This window comes from Rhizobium sp. C104 (assembly GCF_022354505.1).
In the GTDB taxonomy this organism is placed as follows: Bacteria; Pseudomonadota; Alphaproteobacteria; order Rhizobiales; family Rhizobiaceae; genus Rhizobium; species Rhizobium redzepovicii.
In genome coordinates, this window is the sequence record NZ_CP092349.1 from 108834 (window position 1) to 123628 (window position 14795).

Consider the following 14795-nt stretch of genomic DNA (forward strand, 5'->3'; position numbering starts at 1 on the left):
ATCGCCCCTTTGTCTTCGTCGGGTTCGGTCCGCTTCCTGTTGCATCAGCCTGCCTCGTGCCGGGCGAGAAAATCGAGAAGTGCTGGATAATAATCCTGCGGATTCTCATAGAACGGCATGTGGCTGGCATTGGCAAACACCTTGAGCTCGGCATTTGGCAGGGCAAGCTTCATCCTCAGCGCACAGGCCGGCGTCAGCTCGTCATGCTCTCCCGTCGTGATCAGCACCGGCAGCATCAGGCGCGGCAGATCGGGGATGCGGTTCCAGTCCTTGAGGTTGCCGGTATAGAGAAACTCGTTCGGCCCTTGCATGGTCTCATAGGGCGCCATGTTCCAATCGTCGAGCGAGCGGCGCACCGGCGCCGGCCATTCCGCCAGGCGGCAGACGTGGCGATAGTTGAGAATGGTGACGGCTGCGAGATATTCCGGGTGATTGTAGGTGCCCTGCGCCTCGTGCTTCTGCATCATCGAGACCGTTTCGGGACCGAGTGCCGCCCGCAGCCGTTCCAGTTCCGAAATCAGATGCGGCATGTCGGCAACGGTATCCTCGAGGATCAGCGTCTTCAAATTTTCGGGGTAGGTCAGCGCGTAGTCGATCGCCAGCCACCCGCCCCAGGAATGGCCGAGCAGATGGACTTTGCCGAGCCCCAGCGCCTTGCGCACGGTCTCCGTTTCCTCGACATAGCGGCCGATCGTCCAGAGCGAGAGATCGTCGGGCCGATCGGATGCGCCGGTGCCGAGCTGGTCGAAGGCGATGACGCGGTAGCCCTTGTCGATCAGGCAGGAATGCGCCTCGCGCAGGTAATCGCAGGGCAGGCCGGGTCCGCCATTCAGGCAGAAAACCGTCTCGCTGCCGGCCCCGAAGCTATAGGCAACGACGCGATAGCCATCGACATCGATCTCGAACCGCTGGTCCGGCCGTATTTCACGCCACATTGATCGCTCCGGCAGAAGATTTCGCTTGCTCAATATTTGGGCATGGTTAATTTTTTATCGCAAATCTCGCTCCGTGCCAGCTATAAGAAGTGATAGGGTGGGGTGCATGCCGAACCGGGAGCCGCCCATGCTTGACGAGGCCATGATTGACGACATCGGAACGATCAGACGGCAGTTTACGGCGCACGAAACGCTGGAGGGCCGGATCGACCAGGCCTTCGAGGCGATGAAGCAGATCGGCTTCGAGGCGCTGATCTACGACTATACGCCGGTGCCCTACGATCTCGACGGCGCGATCATGATACCATCTCTGCTGAAGCTCCGGAATATTTCCGACGACATGCACGACTATTGGTTCGACCGCGGTTATTTCCGCATCGATCCTGTCCAGAAGGTGGCGCTGCGCAGCACGGCGCCGTTCTTCTGGAACTACGACACCGATGCCGACACACTGATCAATCGCTTCATCAGCGACGACACCGCGCCGGTAGCGCGCTACCTGTACGAACGCGACATGTCGACCGGCGTCACCGTGCCGGTCCATATGCCGGGCGGCGACTATGCGACGGTTACCGGCATCCGCTTCGGTGGGAACAGTGAGTTCGAACGGCATGCGCTGCGTTATATCGCCGACTTCAACCTGCTGGCCCATGTCTTCCACGAGACGGCGTATTCGCTTTTCGACAAGAAGGCGTTGAGCGTCGGCACGGTCCGATTGACCGAGCGGGAACGCGAGTGTCTGCGCCATTCCGCGGAAGGTTTTTCCGCCAAGGAAATCTCCCGCATCATCGGCCGTTCGGTGCCGACCGTCGTGATGCATCTCAATGCCGCGGCAAAGAAGCTCGGTGCGCGCAACCGCACCCAGGCCGTGGTGCGCGCCACCCATTACCGCCTACTCGAGGACCGGCCGGCCGATTAATGGTCACCCTATAAGTTGTGATAGCTGCCTTGGCCGCTGCCGCCGCGTTATGGTTTCCGACATGCCAAGAGATGGAGACACCGGTGGCCGAAACCGTGACGAATGAAGCCTATTTGCCTTTTCACGACTATCGCACCTGGTATCGTGTCACCGGATCGCTGGAAAGCGACAAGCTGCCGCTCGTCGTCGCCCATGGAGGACCCGGCTGCACCCATGACTACGTCGATTCCTTCAAGGACATCGCCGCGCTCGACGACCGCCCGGTCATTCATTACGACCAGCTCGGCAATGGCAACTCTACCCGCCTTCCCGACAAAGGGCCGGATTTCTGGACGGTCGGCCTGTTTCTCGAAGAGCTGGACGCGTTGCTTGCCCATCTCGGCATCCAGCATCGTTATGCCTTTCTCGGCCAGTCCTGGGGCGGCATGCTCGGCGCCGAACATGCGGTGCGCCGGCCGCCAGGCCTGAAGGCGCTCGTCATCGCCAACTCGCCGGCCAACATGCACACCTGGGTTTCGGAAGCGAACCGGCTGAGGCGGGAATTGCCGAAGGAGGTGCAGGACACGCTGCTGAAGCATGAGCTGGCGGGAAGCCTGACCGATCCGGATTATATCGCCGCCTCCCGCGTCTTTTATGACCGCCATGTCTGCCGCGTGGTGCCGTGGCCACCCGAAGTGGCGCGGACATTCGAAATCATGGACGAGGACAGCACTGTCTACCGCAACATGAATGGCCCGACCGAATTTCATGTCATCGGCACGATGAAGGACTGGACGATCGAAAACAGGCTCGACCGCATCGAAGCCCCAACGCTGCTGATCTCCGGCCAATACGACGAGGCGACACCCCTGGTGGTAAGGCCCTATCTCGACCGTGTTCCCGGCTGCGAATGGGTGCTCTTCGAAAATTCCAGCCACATGCCGCATGTCGAGGAAAAGCAGCTTTGCCTAGCGACCGTTTCCGCTTTCCTGTCACGGCACGATTGAGGAAGTGCCGCCGGCCAATCATTGATCGCCAGCTGGCGATCGCCTATCGACGAACCAGCCATTTCTTGGCAACACGGCAGGCCATCGTATAGGCCGGATCGAAGACGTTGCCGACGTCGTAACGCACGACTTGGCCGAGCAGATGACTGGCTGCCGTTCTGTCCAGGCCATAATCCGACGCCAGCCAGGTCAGCATTTCGCTGGTGGCATGCTGGAGCGCCTGGTCGAGCGGTCGGGCGTTGCCGATGGTGAAGATGTCTTCGGCAGTTTCCCCGCGCGGCCAGACCAACCCGGCCTTTTTTTCCACCGTCAGGCGAACGGTGACTTCGAAGGTGGTCTCGATGCCGGTTCCGACAATCTCACCATCCCCCTGCACGGCATGGCAATCGCCGAGAAAGAACAAGGCGCCGGGAGCCGACACGGGAAAGCGAACCGTGGTGCCGGGACCGAACAGCCGATAATCCATGTTGCCGCCATATTCGCCGCTGGTCGCGGTCGATATCGCCTGGCCGAGGCTGGGCGCCACGCCGAAACAGCCAATCATCGGGGCGAGCGGCAGAACGAAATTTTCCAGGCCTGCGACCGGCTCGGAAAGCCGGACGGTCAAGGCCTCGCGGTCGATGGCCCAGATGGCGATATCGCGTGGCGGCAGGTCACGCACCGTCTCGGGATCGACCACACTGGCGGCGACGACGCTTCGGGTAAACCCCGTGTCTCTGGTCGGGATCATGCTGACGATCTCGACCTTCAGCGCATCCCCGGGCTCGGCGCCTTCCACGAAGATCGGGCCGTTCATCGGATTGCCGCCGGTTGCCTGCTTGACGCCATCCTTGTCATGTCCGGCGGCGTCGAGAGTCTCGGTCACGACGGTGTCGCCATCGGCGATGCGCAGGGCTGGCGGAAGGGAGCCGATGACATTGTGAAAGCTCGTCGGAATGAAGCGGTGAGTGGTCATGAGAATACAGCTCTCGCTCGTTTCGAATGCCATGAGGCCTGCGGCTGGACGCCGGGTAGACTAGACCAGAGATCGCCAGCAATGCCAATATCCGCAGCATCACTCGGGGTTTTCTTCGATCTCGATGATCGGTTCGGGTAGCCAAGGGCCGATATAGGTCTCGCGTCGCGCTTTAAGATCCCTCAGCCGATCGAGCGAAGCAACGGGTAGGACGGCTGCTGATGTCTGATCTCGCCTACATTCTCCGGACAGCAGATGTAAGTAAGCACCTATGCGGCGGGCGACATATCTTGCGGCCAATCATGGCAGTTGGTGGATGGTCACGTTCGGAACGACATCCCGTGCGATCTCGCAGAGATGCCAGTGATGCGTGAGGTAGATGACCTGTCCTACCTTTGCCATGTCGCCGAGTAGGCGGAAAACCTCTTCGGAGCGAGGATTGTCGAAGCTCTCCATAATATCGTCGGCGACGAAGGGCACGGGTCGGCGAAGCGCTGCGAATTCCTCATAACCCGCCAGCCGCAGCGCCAGGTAGAGCTGGAACTGCGTGCCCGTCGACATCGCGTCTGCAAGTTTCGAGCCGCCATCACGTGATACGCCGATCAGTATTTCCCTGTCCCGGTCGGGCTGCGTCGTCAGGCCGGAATAGTTGCCGCCGGTGATCAGGTGAAAGGCTTCCGATGCGCGGTTCATCATCGAGCTGCGATGTTTTTCGCGATAGATGTGCAGCGCCTGTTCGGCCGCGAGCGTGCCGGCGCGCAGCGTCAGATGCCGCACGGCCAGTTCCTCGATCTCGAGGAAGATGGTTCGGCGTTTGGCCTCGATACGGGCCACCGCGTCGTCCCCGCCGACGGCCTCGAGCTTCTGCCATGCCAGCGACACGTCGGAATAGAGAAGCTTCGCCCGTTCGGTGAGATCTTCGATCCGGGCGGCAAGCTCCATTGCATCGCGCTCGACGGCATCGGAGTCGACATCGGCAAGGCGCCGTTCGGCCTCGGAAAAACTCGTCGCGCGCAATGCTTCGGTGATCTGACCGCGCAAGGTGGCAGCCCGCTGCTCCAGCCGGTCGCGCTCTCGGGCCTGGCTCAGGAATGCGTCGACTGAGGCAAGCGAGTCCGTGCCGAAATAGCTGGTCAATTCGTTCCTGCGGGCATTGTGAACGGCCAGTTCTTCCTCCAACGCCCGTTGTTTCTCCAAGTGTTTTTCGAGATCCGCCTGCCGGTCTGCCCGAAGTTGCGCTGCATGCCGCGCCGCCTCGTGGCGTTCGACGAGCGCATTGGCGGAGGCGAGCGTATCCGCCGCCAACCGGCTGAGGCCGCAGTCTGCGAGAAGACCGGCAATATCCCCGCGGAATTGCTCCTGGTCGCGTTCCATCGCGGCAACGCGGCTGGCGAGGTCATCCCGTTCCTTCAGGATGGCGGGCAGTGTGCCAAGCGCGTTCAGCATGGCGCGGACGGCGGCTATCGAGCCGGCCTTGTCGGCAAACCAGCTTCGTGACAGCGCGCCCGCCCATTCCCGATCCCAGGCCGCTATAGTGGCTTCCGCCTCCTGCCGGTCGCGCTCCCGTTCCCTGAGATCGTGGCTGAGATCGTCGATGGCCTTCTCATGCGCCTGCCGCGCCGCCCACTCGGCTTTGCCGGCGGCAAGCATCTCATTTGCTGTCTGCATCAGCTCGGTGACCGGCAGATGGTTTGCGTCACCAAGACCAGCATCCGCAAGACTGGCCGAAAGCGTCGCGGTATGCCCGTCCAGTTCGCCGCGAAGCGCGTCCACCGTCTCTTCGGCTCGCTGGAGATCGCCCCAGGCGGCCAGCGCCGCGGCCCGCTTGGTGCTCCAGGTCTCGAGTGTCGCAATAAGCGCTGAAGCTTCGGCGTCATATTCGATGGTGCCAGGCAGCAGACCACGTATGCGTTCGGCAAGCGCCTCATGTTCGGCGCGCGCCTCGGCGAGCAGTTCCCGTTGCCGTTCGATCGCCGCTGCCGTTGCCGCTTCCGTCTGGCGGAGCTGGCGCAGCTCCGCCAGCTCCTGCGCCCGCGACAGCCGGCCGGCGGACACCACGTCGTCCTTCCGCATCCGCTCCTCGAATGCCCGGGCAGTGGCGGCATTCAGGCTGGTGAGATGGACCTGCCAGGCGGCATCGCGTTCGTCGCGCAGCCTCACGGCCTCGGCATCGTCTATCGAACCGCCGGCGACGAAGGCGGCGATCCGGGCTCTGGTCAGCGCCTGTTCGGTGCCGAGATCGCGCCGTCGCGCCTCGTGATCCCCGATCCGCTTGTCGATAGCGGTCGCCTGGCCACGCCAGGTTTCGATCTGCCGAGGCTCCGCCGCGCTCGTCAATTGCAAGGCCGCGGCGTCGCCGGTCCAGGGCGCGAGCTGGGCAAACTGGCTTGCCTGCATTCGCTTCGCCTGGACAAGGGAACGTTCTTCCATGGTGAGCCGCACTGCGAGATCGGACCCGGTTAGCCGGCTGAGAGCGGCCTCGATGCGGCCAAGCCGCGCCGGATCGAGCACCGCGGCTCCGTTATGCGAGCCGTCTTCCTTGCTCAGCCTTTCGAGATTTTCGCGCGCCCGCACCAGCTCGCGCCCCGCGGCAGCCAGTTTCGCCTCGACGCCGGAACGCCGTTCGATGAGGTCGCGGATGGTGCCGATCAGCGAGGCGGGCAGCAGCAGTGCCTCGGGCGTCGCATTGCCCGGCTGCTCGAGATCGGCAAGCAGCCGTACCAGCACACCTTCCTGTTCGGCCAGCGCCAGCCGGCGTTTCGGCAGGTCGCTCTCAGCCGCGAGATAACGCGCCCGGCCCTGATCCAGCAGGTCCATATGGGCGGCGACCGCCAGCGCCTTGTCGTCGATCGCGATCGCCTCGATCTCGTCGGCAAGCTGGCGCAGCGTGCGGTCAACGGTTTCGACAAGCGCCTGCAGCCGCGTCTCATCGCGGGATAGCTGCGGCAGCAGCGCGAACCATTCGGATGGCGGCCGCGGCAGATCGCCCATGCCGGCTGCATCGGTGTCCAGCCGCCTGAGCTCTAGCGCCGCGGGCAGGGCACCGAGAAGGCGTGTGAGTTCCTGATGCCGGGCCTTGGCCTCGGCCAGTTCCCGCGTGGTCCCGGCATAGGCGGCCTCGGCCTGCTCGTGGGTCGATTTCAGGGCAGAATAGGTGGAGGCAAGCGTGTCGATGGCGTTGCGCTCGGCCTTCAGCGCTTCGAGCGCGCGTTTAAGTTCGGCGAGCTTCGTGCTGGACGACCGCCTCTTGTAGATCCCATTGGCTTCGTCGGCGGCCGTTACCAGCGAACGGCTGAGGCCTGCGAGGCCGGAGCTTGCCGAGAACAGCAACTCGCCGAGCTCGCCCTTGCTTTGAATGATGGCATTGCCGCCGTCCTTGAGCGACTGGTCGTCGAGCGAGAACATGGTACGGTAGGCCTCGCGGCCGATGCCGCCGAGCGCGCCGGCGAGCAGCGCCTCGTTCACGGCTTGCCCCCGATCGTCTACGAGGCTGCCGGTCCGAAGCTTGAGCCGCGCCAGCTCGTATTCCGCATCATCGAATTCCAGCCGCGCGCCAACCTTCATCGTGTTGTAAGGATGCAGGAAATTGTAGGTGCTGCGCTCGCCTATGCCGTAAAGCAGATCGAGATAGGCGGCAAAGGTGGTCGACTTGCCCGCTTCGTTGAGGCCGTAGACGATGTGCAGGTCGGGCGAGCCCGGAAGGGCCGGACCGAAATCGATCGAGTGGTCGGTGAATTTGCCATAGCGGGTGAGGTCGAGGCGGCGCAGGCGCATCAGCTTTCTCCCCGGTCCGCGGCCTTCATTCGGGCGGCGATGTCGTCGGCGCCGTTGGCGAGAATGTTGTCGATGAAGCATTCGAAGCCCGCCTCGTCATGGCCGGCGAATACTCGGCTCTCGGCCGGCAGGTCGGCGAGCAGGTCCCGAACCATCTCCCTGATATCGTCGCGAAACCCGCTACGGGAGATGACCTCGTCCCGCATCAGCGCAGCCAGCCCCACGATGGGATCGGCAGCGGAGGCGTCTGCAAGGGTCGAGGGCGCTTCGAAGGCGAGCTCCAGCTTCTCGATCCAGGTCCGGCCGATCAGATCGCCGCGCTGCTCGGCTTCCGCCTGCATGAGGTCGACATCGCGGCGAAGCTGCCAGGAGAGCGGCGTGCGGCCGGAAAGCCTGAGGCGGGCGACGAGATGCGGCGAGGCCGTGCGGTCGCGTTGTGCCGTCAGTGCCGCTTCGACCGCCATGGCCGCATCGCGCCAATCATCGACACCCGTGAGGTCGACATCGACGCGCTCGAACTGCGCGACGCTGGTGCGCCGCTCCTCGACCGTCACGGTCCGGTCGTCCGCCACGGTCACCAGCGATACGGTCTTGACGCCCGACTCATTGATGTCGCGGCCCTGCGGCATGCCGGGCATGATGATCGTCGCCGCGCCGGGATGCTGGCTGCGCTGGTGGAGATGGCCGAGCGCCCAGTAGTCGAACCCCGAGGCGTGAAGGTCGAGCACGTTGCAGGGCGCATAGACGTCATGGCCGGCCGATCCGGCGAGGCTCGTGTGCATAATACCGATGTTAACCGCACCCGCCACCGCCGGCTTAAATTTCGGCAGAAGGGGGTCCGGCGCGTGCGGCTTGGCGAAGCTCATGCCGTGGATCGCAACGGACAGGCTGCCTTTCGTCACCTCCACGATCTCGGCATGGCCGCCGAAGATCTTCACCGTATCGGGCATTACCAGTTCCCTGGCGATCTTCGACATTGCATCGTGATTGCCGCGAATCTTGAAGACATGAATCCCCGCTCGGTGCAGCCGTTCCAGCTGGCTTGCCAGGAAGCGCGCCGTCTTCATCGACGTCTGCTCGCCGTCATAGAGATCGCCGGCGATGACGAGCGCATCGACCTGTTCCTCAAGGCACAGGTCAACGATCGCCACCAGCGCCTGCCGGCTGGCGTCGCTCACGAGATCGGCCAGATCGGCGTTGCGAAGCGCCAGCGACCGCAGGGGAGAATCGAGATGGAGATCGGCCGTGTGGACGAAACGATAAGCCATGAATACAGAATCGTGTTGCGATAAGATCGTGTAACAGGTGCGGGCTGACCGATAATCGTGCGGTCGTTGTCACCTGGCCGTAAGCAATAGAATATGGAGCACGCGTCCAAGGGGCGCGAGCGAAATGGGCTCTTCAAACCGGCCCATCCACAATCAATGTTGCGGGCAGCGCCGATACCGCAGCCGATGGCCCTGCTGTCTCAGCCGATTGGCGACCAACATGGAGAGGCATGGCAGGCAAAAGCTCCTGTTCCATAACAGAACTTATGCAATTTTGTTATGTTATAACATTGTAAATTAAGCTTATCGCACGCTTATCGAAGGTCGCCCTTTCCCTGGCATCTCCCCGCGGTTTGCTGCAGCTTGAAACCCATTGTATTTGTCGTGTCGACAAGAGGAGTTTTTATGCGCGACATCGACCCCGGTTCTCATCCCGAACGCAAACGCGGCTCCGGCGTGAAAATGGTCTACGACCTGCTGCGCGATGAGATACTCGACCTCAAGCTCGCCCCCGGCAGCCCGATCGACGAAGTGCAGTTGGCGGAGCGGTTCAAGATGTCGCGGACACCGATCCGCGAAGCGCTGGTGCGCCTCGCCGGTGACGGGTTGATAGAAACGCTGCCGAACCGCTCGACCATGGTGTCGAACATCGACTTTCTCAATCTCAGCACCTTCTTCGACGCCCTCGTCCTCATGTACCGGGTGACGACGCGCCTTGCGGCACAGAACCATCGCCCCGAGGACCTGCCCTCTATCCGTCGCTTCCACGAGGACTATTCGGCGGCAATCGAAGCGCGCGACACGCTGGCGATGATCGCGACCAACGCCGCCTTCCACGCCGCCATCGCCGAGGCCGGGCGCAACCCCTATTTCACCGGCCTTTTTCGCCGGCTGCTCGATGAAGGCCGGCGGATTCTCCGGCTTTATTACCAGTCCTACGATGAACTTTTCCCCGGCAGTTCGTCGATGAACATGCTGAGATCATTGCCGCGATCGAGGCACGCGATGTCGAGGAGGCCGATCGCCTGGGCAAGGTTCACGCCGAACAGATCGTCGCCCAGGTGCAGAAGCTTTTCAGCCGCAACGGCAAGCTCGACATAGCACTATAACAGATCTTGTATTTTTCTTGTCGACAAAAAGAACACAGGATGTTATTTCCATCCGTGAACAGGTCGGCGACCTTTGCCGATCAAGCCTCGCCCAGCGCTGAAGGAGATCGACATGAAGGCCACAATTTTTTCCGGCGTCATTCCCGCCCTGATGACGCCCTGCACGGACGACCGCACGCCAGACTTCGACGCACTGGTGCGCAAGGGCAAGGAATTGATCGAAAAAGGCATGTCCGCCGTCGTCTATTGCGGCTCGATGGGTGACTGGCCGCTGCTGACGGATGGGCAGCGCATGCAGGGCGTGGAGCGTCTGGTGCAGGCTGGCATTCCGGTCATCGTCGGCACCGGCGCCGTCAACACCGCCTCTGCCGTCGCGCACGCCGCGCACGCCCAAAAGGTCGGTGCCCAGGGCCTTATGGTGATCCCACGCGTCCTGTCGCGCGGCACAGTCGTTGCCGCCCAGAAGAACCACTTCAAGGCGATCCTTTCGGCTGCCTCGAACCTGCCGGCCGTCATCTACAACAGCCCCTATTACGGCTTTGCCACCCGCGCCGATCTGTTCTTCGCGCTGCGCCAGGAACACAAGAACCTCGTCGGCTTCAAGGAATTCGGCGGCGCGGCCGACATGCGCTACGCGGCCGAAAACATCACCAGCCGCGACGATGACGTCTCGCTGATGATCGGCGTCGACACCTGCGTCTTCCACGGCTTTGTCAACTGCGGCGCCGTCGGCGCGATCACCGGCATCGGCTGCGTGTTGCCGAAGGAAGTCATCCACATGTGCAACCTCGCACAGGGCGCGGCCGCCGGCGATCCGGATGCCCGCCAGCGCGCCCTGGAACTGGAATCGGCGCTTGCCGTTCTCTCCTCCTTCGACGAGGGCCCGGACCTAGTTCTCTACTTCAAGCACATGATGGTGCTGAAGGGCGACAAGGAATACACGCTGCACTTCAACGAGACGGATGTGCTCTCCGAGAGCCAGCGCGGCTATGTCGAAGCCCAGTTGAAGCTGTTTGACACCTGGTACGCCGAGTGGAGCAAGCTGCCGGGCGCCGTGCAGACATATAAAGCCTCTGCATAATCCATCGGTTTGAGTTGACGGCCCTCCTCTCTGAACTGATCCCCGACGGTTGATGTCCAACTTTCGGGTTCAGTTCATTCGGAGGGCTTGTCATTTGTAAACCAGCGAGAAAGATGCAGTCGTCACGAGAACGCGTCGAGACTTTTGTCGAAAAGGCGATCAAGCAGTTCCAACTCGACTGCCGTCAGTACGATACCTTCCATCTCGGACTTCCGGCGGGCGGCAAAGCGGCGTTGCGACGGCAGGCGGGCGCCGCTGCCGACGATCGCTTCGAAGAGCAGCTCGGCACGGGCGAAGGGATCGCCGGGGCGGCCGGCGGCAAAGGCTTGCGGCGACATCGCAATGATGAGTTCGCCATGGAACGGGGCGAGTGTCGTCGTGCCGAGATAGTCGAGCACCTCAGGGCTGGTGAGGTCGCCGATCATGATACCGGCGAGAAGTTCGATCATCGTGCCGATGGCCGATCCCTTGTGTCCGCCGAAGGGCAGCATGGCGCCTGCAAGGGCGGCTTCCGGATCGGTCGTCGGATTACCGTCGGCATCGATCGCCCAGCCCTCGGGAAGCTGCTTGCCGGCGCGGCGGTGCAACTCGATTTCTCCTCGGGCAGCGACGGAGGTCGCAAAGTCGAAGACGTAGGGCGAAGTGTCGTTGCGCGGCCAGCCGAAGGCGAAGGGGTTTGTACCGAGCAGCGGCTTGTTGCCGCCGGCAGGCGCGACGGTCGCATAGCTCGGGCACATAACGAGGCCCGCAAGACCCTCTTTGGTCACCGCCTCCACCTCCGGCCAGAGCGCTGAGAAGTGGCTGCAATCGTTGATGACGAGGGCGGCAATGCCGAGCCTGCGGGTGCGTTCGGCCAGCGCCGGCAGACCGAGTTCGAAGGCCGCATTGGCAAAGCCGCCTTTTGCATTGACCTTGACGATGGCGGAACCTTCGTTGAGATCCAGTTCCGGCACGGCGTCCGGCTTCACCTTGCCTGATTTGACTGTGCGCAGCGCGCCCTCGATACGGTAGATGCCGTGCGATTTGCAGGCGTCGCGCTCACCGGCAACGATGACGCGGGCAAGCGCACCGGCCTGCAAGGTGTTGAGGCCGGCCTTGCGGAAGATGGCTTCAATACGGCTATGCAAGTCGACAATCGTCAAGGTGGTCATCGTCATGCTGCGCTTCTCCTCGGCCGACTTTACGGGGCCCTTTCTGCATACATAAAGTATGCAGGATTTCAACTTCTGCAGTTCACCGATTGGCAAATTTCGCAGGCAACTCTGGTTTTTCGCCGCCGACCATCAAGCGCACCTTGCGGTGTTCAATCATGAGGAGGCCATCAAGGCGTTGATCTCGGCGCGCGACGGCATGGCGGGGGCGGTGCCCGGCCGGGTTACGGCGATTGCAGCGGTCGCAGAGCCGAAACGGACGGCCTCGATCGGTGTTTGTCCTTCGGAAATCGCCGTCGCGAAACCGCCGAGAAAGGCGTCCCCCGCCCCGGTGGTGTCGATGACATTTCCTGCCGAGAATGCAGGGACGAATTGGCTCTGATCAACGGTGTGATAATACGCGCCGCGTCCGCCAAGGGTGATGACCGCCGCCCGCGCTCCTCGATCCAGCAGGGTGCGGCCCGCCGCACGGACCTGCTCATCGGTTGTGATTGCATGCCCCACCAATTCGGCGGCTTCCACCTCATTGGGTACGATGAAATCGCACAGGCCGTAGATCTCATCCGGGATGGCGCGCGCCGGCGCGGGGTTGAAGACCGTCGTGACCCCTGCCCTTTTCGCCATCGAGAGACCGTGCAAGGCGGCCTCGAGCGGCTGTTCGAGCTGCGTCATGAAAATCTGAGCGCTTTCGATCGCCGCCCGGTTCGCATCGACATCTTCGATGCCGATAAGGCCCGCGGCGCCCGGCACGACAATGATGGCATTGTCGCCGCTCACTTCGTCGACGAAGATGAAGGCAGCACCACTGGAAACGCCGTCCATTTTCATCACATTGGCTTTGACACCCGCCGCCGCATAGGCCGCAAGAGCCATCTCGCCGAACGGGTCGTTGCCTACCCGTGAAATGAAGGTCACCTTGCCGCCGGCCTTTGCCGCGGCGATCGCCTGGTTGGAACCCTTGCCTCCCGGCCCGAGCGTGAAACCCGATCCCATCAACGTCTCGGCAATATGGGGCAGGCGTTTTGCTTTATAGGCGGTGTCGGCTGCAAAAATGCCGAGGATGACAATCCCGCTTTTCTTGCTCATCTCAGAGCCTCATCCGCCGGAATGACGCCCTTGGTCAGAAGGAAGCATCCGTAGAAGCGCAATTCCCCCGTTGCGATGACGCAATAGGCCTTTTTGGCGATTTCGTAGAAGGCCATGCGTTCGACGGGATACATCGGCGATGGCTTGCCCTCGGCACGATCGACGATCGCCTGGACTTCCTGCTGAATCGGGGAATTTCATCCGGCTTGCCGATCACTTCCATGCGACCCACCGATGGCTGGATCGGCGTGTCCAGCGGCAAGACCGAAAGGATCGCATCGATTGCCTGCGGCGCGGGAATGTTTTCCATGGTCAGCAGCGTCCCCAGGCGAGTCTGCCGGGCAATCGAATCCGACGGAAAATTCATGTCTGAGATGACGAGATAGTCGCCGTGTCCCATATTGCAAAGTGCTTGAAGAATGTCGCCGTTGAGTTCGGCCCGAATTCCCTTGAGCATCGATCTTCCATCCTTTCGTTGCCGGAGCACCGGCCTGCTTCAATTCGTATGGCCGGCGCTTTCCGCCTTGGACTGCGGGCTTGGGCCGCTCGAACCGCGCACGATCAGCGATCCGTCGACCATTTCGTCCTCCGCGACCGGCGGTTCCGCCAAGAGAAGGCCGACCGCACGCCGGGCCAGCATGTCGGCCGGCTGGCGTATGGTCGTCAGCCTGGGAACGACAAGATTGGCGAGCGATATATCGTCAAACCCTGTCACCGACAGTTTGCGCGGCACGTCGATCTTCAGGTCGCGCGCTGTGCGCAGCGCGCCGATGGCCTGCTGATCGCTGGCAGCCGCAATCGCCGTCGGCCGGTCCTGTGGCGGGCGCGAAAGCAGGTCACGGGCAATTCTTTCCCGGAACTCGTAGTCGAACCTGCCATAGGCAATTTCCAGTTCAACGGGTTCGCCGGTCTTGCCGAACTCCTCCAAGCGGCCGACGAAGCCTTCCTTGCGCATGCGCCCCGCCTCGGTATCGGCCGGTCCGGCAATATAGGCGATGCGTCGGTGCCCCAGTCCGTAGAGATGGTCGGCAATCAGCGCGGCTGCCTGCGCATGGTTGGTCGACACCAGAGGAAATGTGCCGAAGCGCCGGTCCAGCGAGATGATCGGCACCGATGCCGGCAGCTGGAGGCCCGAACCGTCGCTCGAAGCCACGACGATGATGCCGCGCACCGACCGATGGAGGAAGGCTGAAACGTGGCTCTGCTCCGCCTCGCGGTCGTCATGCGAGCTTGCCAGCATAAGGCTATGCGCACGCTCCAGCGCCGCACGCTCGACGCTTGCCGCAAGTTGGGCGAAGAACGGATTGGTGATGTCGGGAACGATGAGGCCGATGACGTCGGTTCTGCTGGTGCGCAGCGCTCTCGCGGTGACGTTCGGGCGGTAACCGAGCGCTGAAATAGCGTCGTTGACCTTTTCCCGCAGCATGGGTTTGACCGCGGTTTCGCCCGACAGCACACGCGAAACGGTGCCGACAGAGACGCCTGCATATTCGGCAACATCCTTGACTGTCGGCATCTTTGACATTTTTGA

10 protein-coding genes and 2 pseudogenes are annotated in these 14795 nt (G+C 62.4%); 4 read left to right on the forward strand and 8 right to left on the reverse strand.

Features of this window, described 5'->3' with window-relative positions; genetic code table 11:
• Positions 1-44: 44 nt before the first annotated feature.
• Complete coding sequence (locus MF410_RS23835) at positions 45-935, reverse strand: proline iminopeptidase-family hydrolase (RefSeq protein WP_097627931.1); 891 nt, start codon at positions 933-935, stop codon at positions 45-47.
• A gap of 142 nt (positions 936-1077) precedes the next feature.
• On the opposite strand from MF410_RS23835, the gene MF410_RS23840 reads away from it, so the two are divergent.
• Both MF410_RS23840 and MF410_RS23845 read left to right on the forward strand, forming a co-directional pair.
• Entirely contained in the window at positions 1078-1854 is a 777-nt protein-coding gene (locus MF410_RS23840) for a LuxR family transcriptional regulator (RefSeq protein WP_097627966.1), read from the forward strand.
• A gap of 83 nt (positions 1855-1937) precedes the next feature.
• On the forward strand, positions 1938-2840 hold the full coding sequence (locus MF410_RS23845; RefSeq protein ID WP_097627932.1) for a proline iminopeptidase-family hydrolase: 903 nt from the start codon (positions 1938-1940) through the stop codon (positions 2838-2840).
• 43 nt (positions 2841-2883) lie between these two features.
• On the opposite strand, the gene MF410_RS23850 is transcribed toward MF410_RS23845, so the two are convergent.
• The 3 genes from MF410_RS23850 to MF410_RS23860 form a co-directional block, all read right to left on the reverse strand.
• Positions 2884-3795 (reverse strand): acetamidase/formamidase family protein, encoded by a 912-nt coding sequence (locus MF410_RS23850; protein WP_097627967.1) that lies wholly within the window; start codon positions 3793-3795, stop codon positions 2884-2886.
• 300 nt (positions 3796-4095) lie between these two features.
• Positions 4096-7569, reverse strand: coding sequence for an AAA family ATPase (locus tag MF410_RS23855; RefSeq protein ID WP_097627933.1), 3474 nt, complete (start codon positions 7567-7569; stop codon positions 4096-4098).
• Positions 7569-8837, reverse strand: coding sequence for a DNA repair exonuclease (locus MF410_RS23860; RefSeq protein ID WP_097627934.1), 1269 nt, complete (start codon positions 8835-8837; stop codon positions 7569-7571). Before MF410_RS23860 ends, MF410_RS23855 begins: the two co-directional genes overlap by 1 nt.
• Positions 8838-9242: 405 nt before the next feature.
• Here MF410_RS23860 and MF410_RS23865 point away from each other — a divergent pair.
• A pseudogene (locus MF410_RS23865) lies at positions 9243-9946 on the forward strand (GntR family transcriptional regulator).
• Between the two features lie 112 nt (positions 9947-10058).
• Entirely contained in the window at positions 10059-11027 is a 969-nt protein-coding gene (locus MF410_RS23870; protein WP_097627968.1) for a dihydrodipicolinate synthase family protein, read from the forward strand.
• Between the two features lie 122 nt (positions 11028-11149).
• On the opposite strand, the gene MF410_RS23875 is transcribed toward MF410_RS23870, so the two are convergent.
• The 4 genes and pseudogenes from MF410_RS23875 to MF410_RS23890 form a co-directional block, all read right to left on the reverse strand.
• Complete coding sequence (locus MF410_RS23875) at positions 11150-12184, reverse strand: Ldh family oxidoreductase (RefSeq protein ID WP_097627936.1); 1035 nt, start codon at positions 12182-12184, stop codon at positions 11150-11152.
• Positions 12185-12334: 150 nt separating this feature from the next.
• Complete coding sequence (gene rbsK, locus MF410_RS23880; RefSeq protein WP_097627937.1) at positions 12335-13264, reverse strand: ribokinase; 930 nt, start codon at positions 13262-13264, stop codon at positions 12335-12337.
• Positions 13261-13721 (reverse strand): annotated as a pseudogene (locus tag MF410_RS23885) (RbsD/FucU domain-containing protein). Before MF410_RS23885 ends, rbsK begins: the two are co-directional and overlap by 4 nt.
• Positions 13722-13760: 39 nt before the next feature.
• Complete coding sequence (locus tag MF410_RS23890; protein ID WP_239620485.1) at positions 13761-14789, reverse strand: LacI family DNA-binding transcriptional regulator; 1029 nt, start codon at positions 14787-14789, stop codon at positions 13761-13763.
• Positions 14790-14795 lie beyond the last annotated feature (6 nt).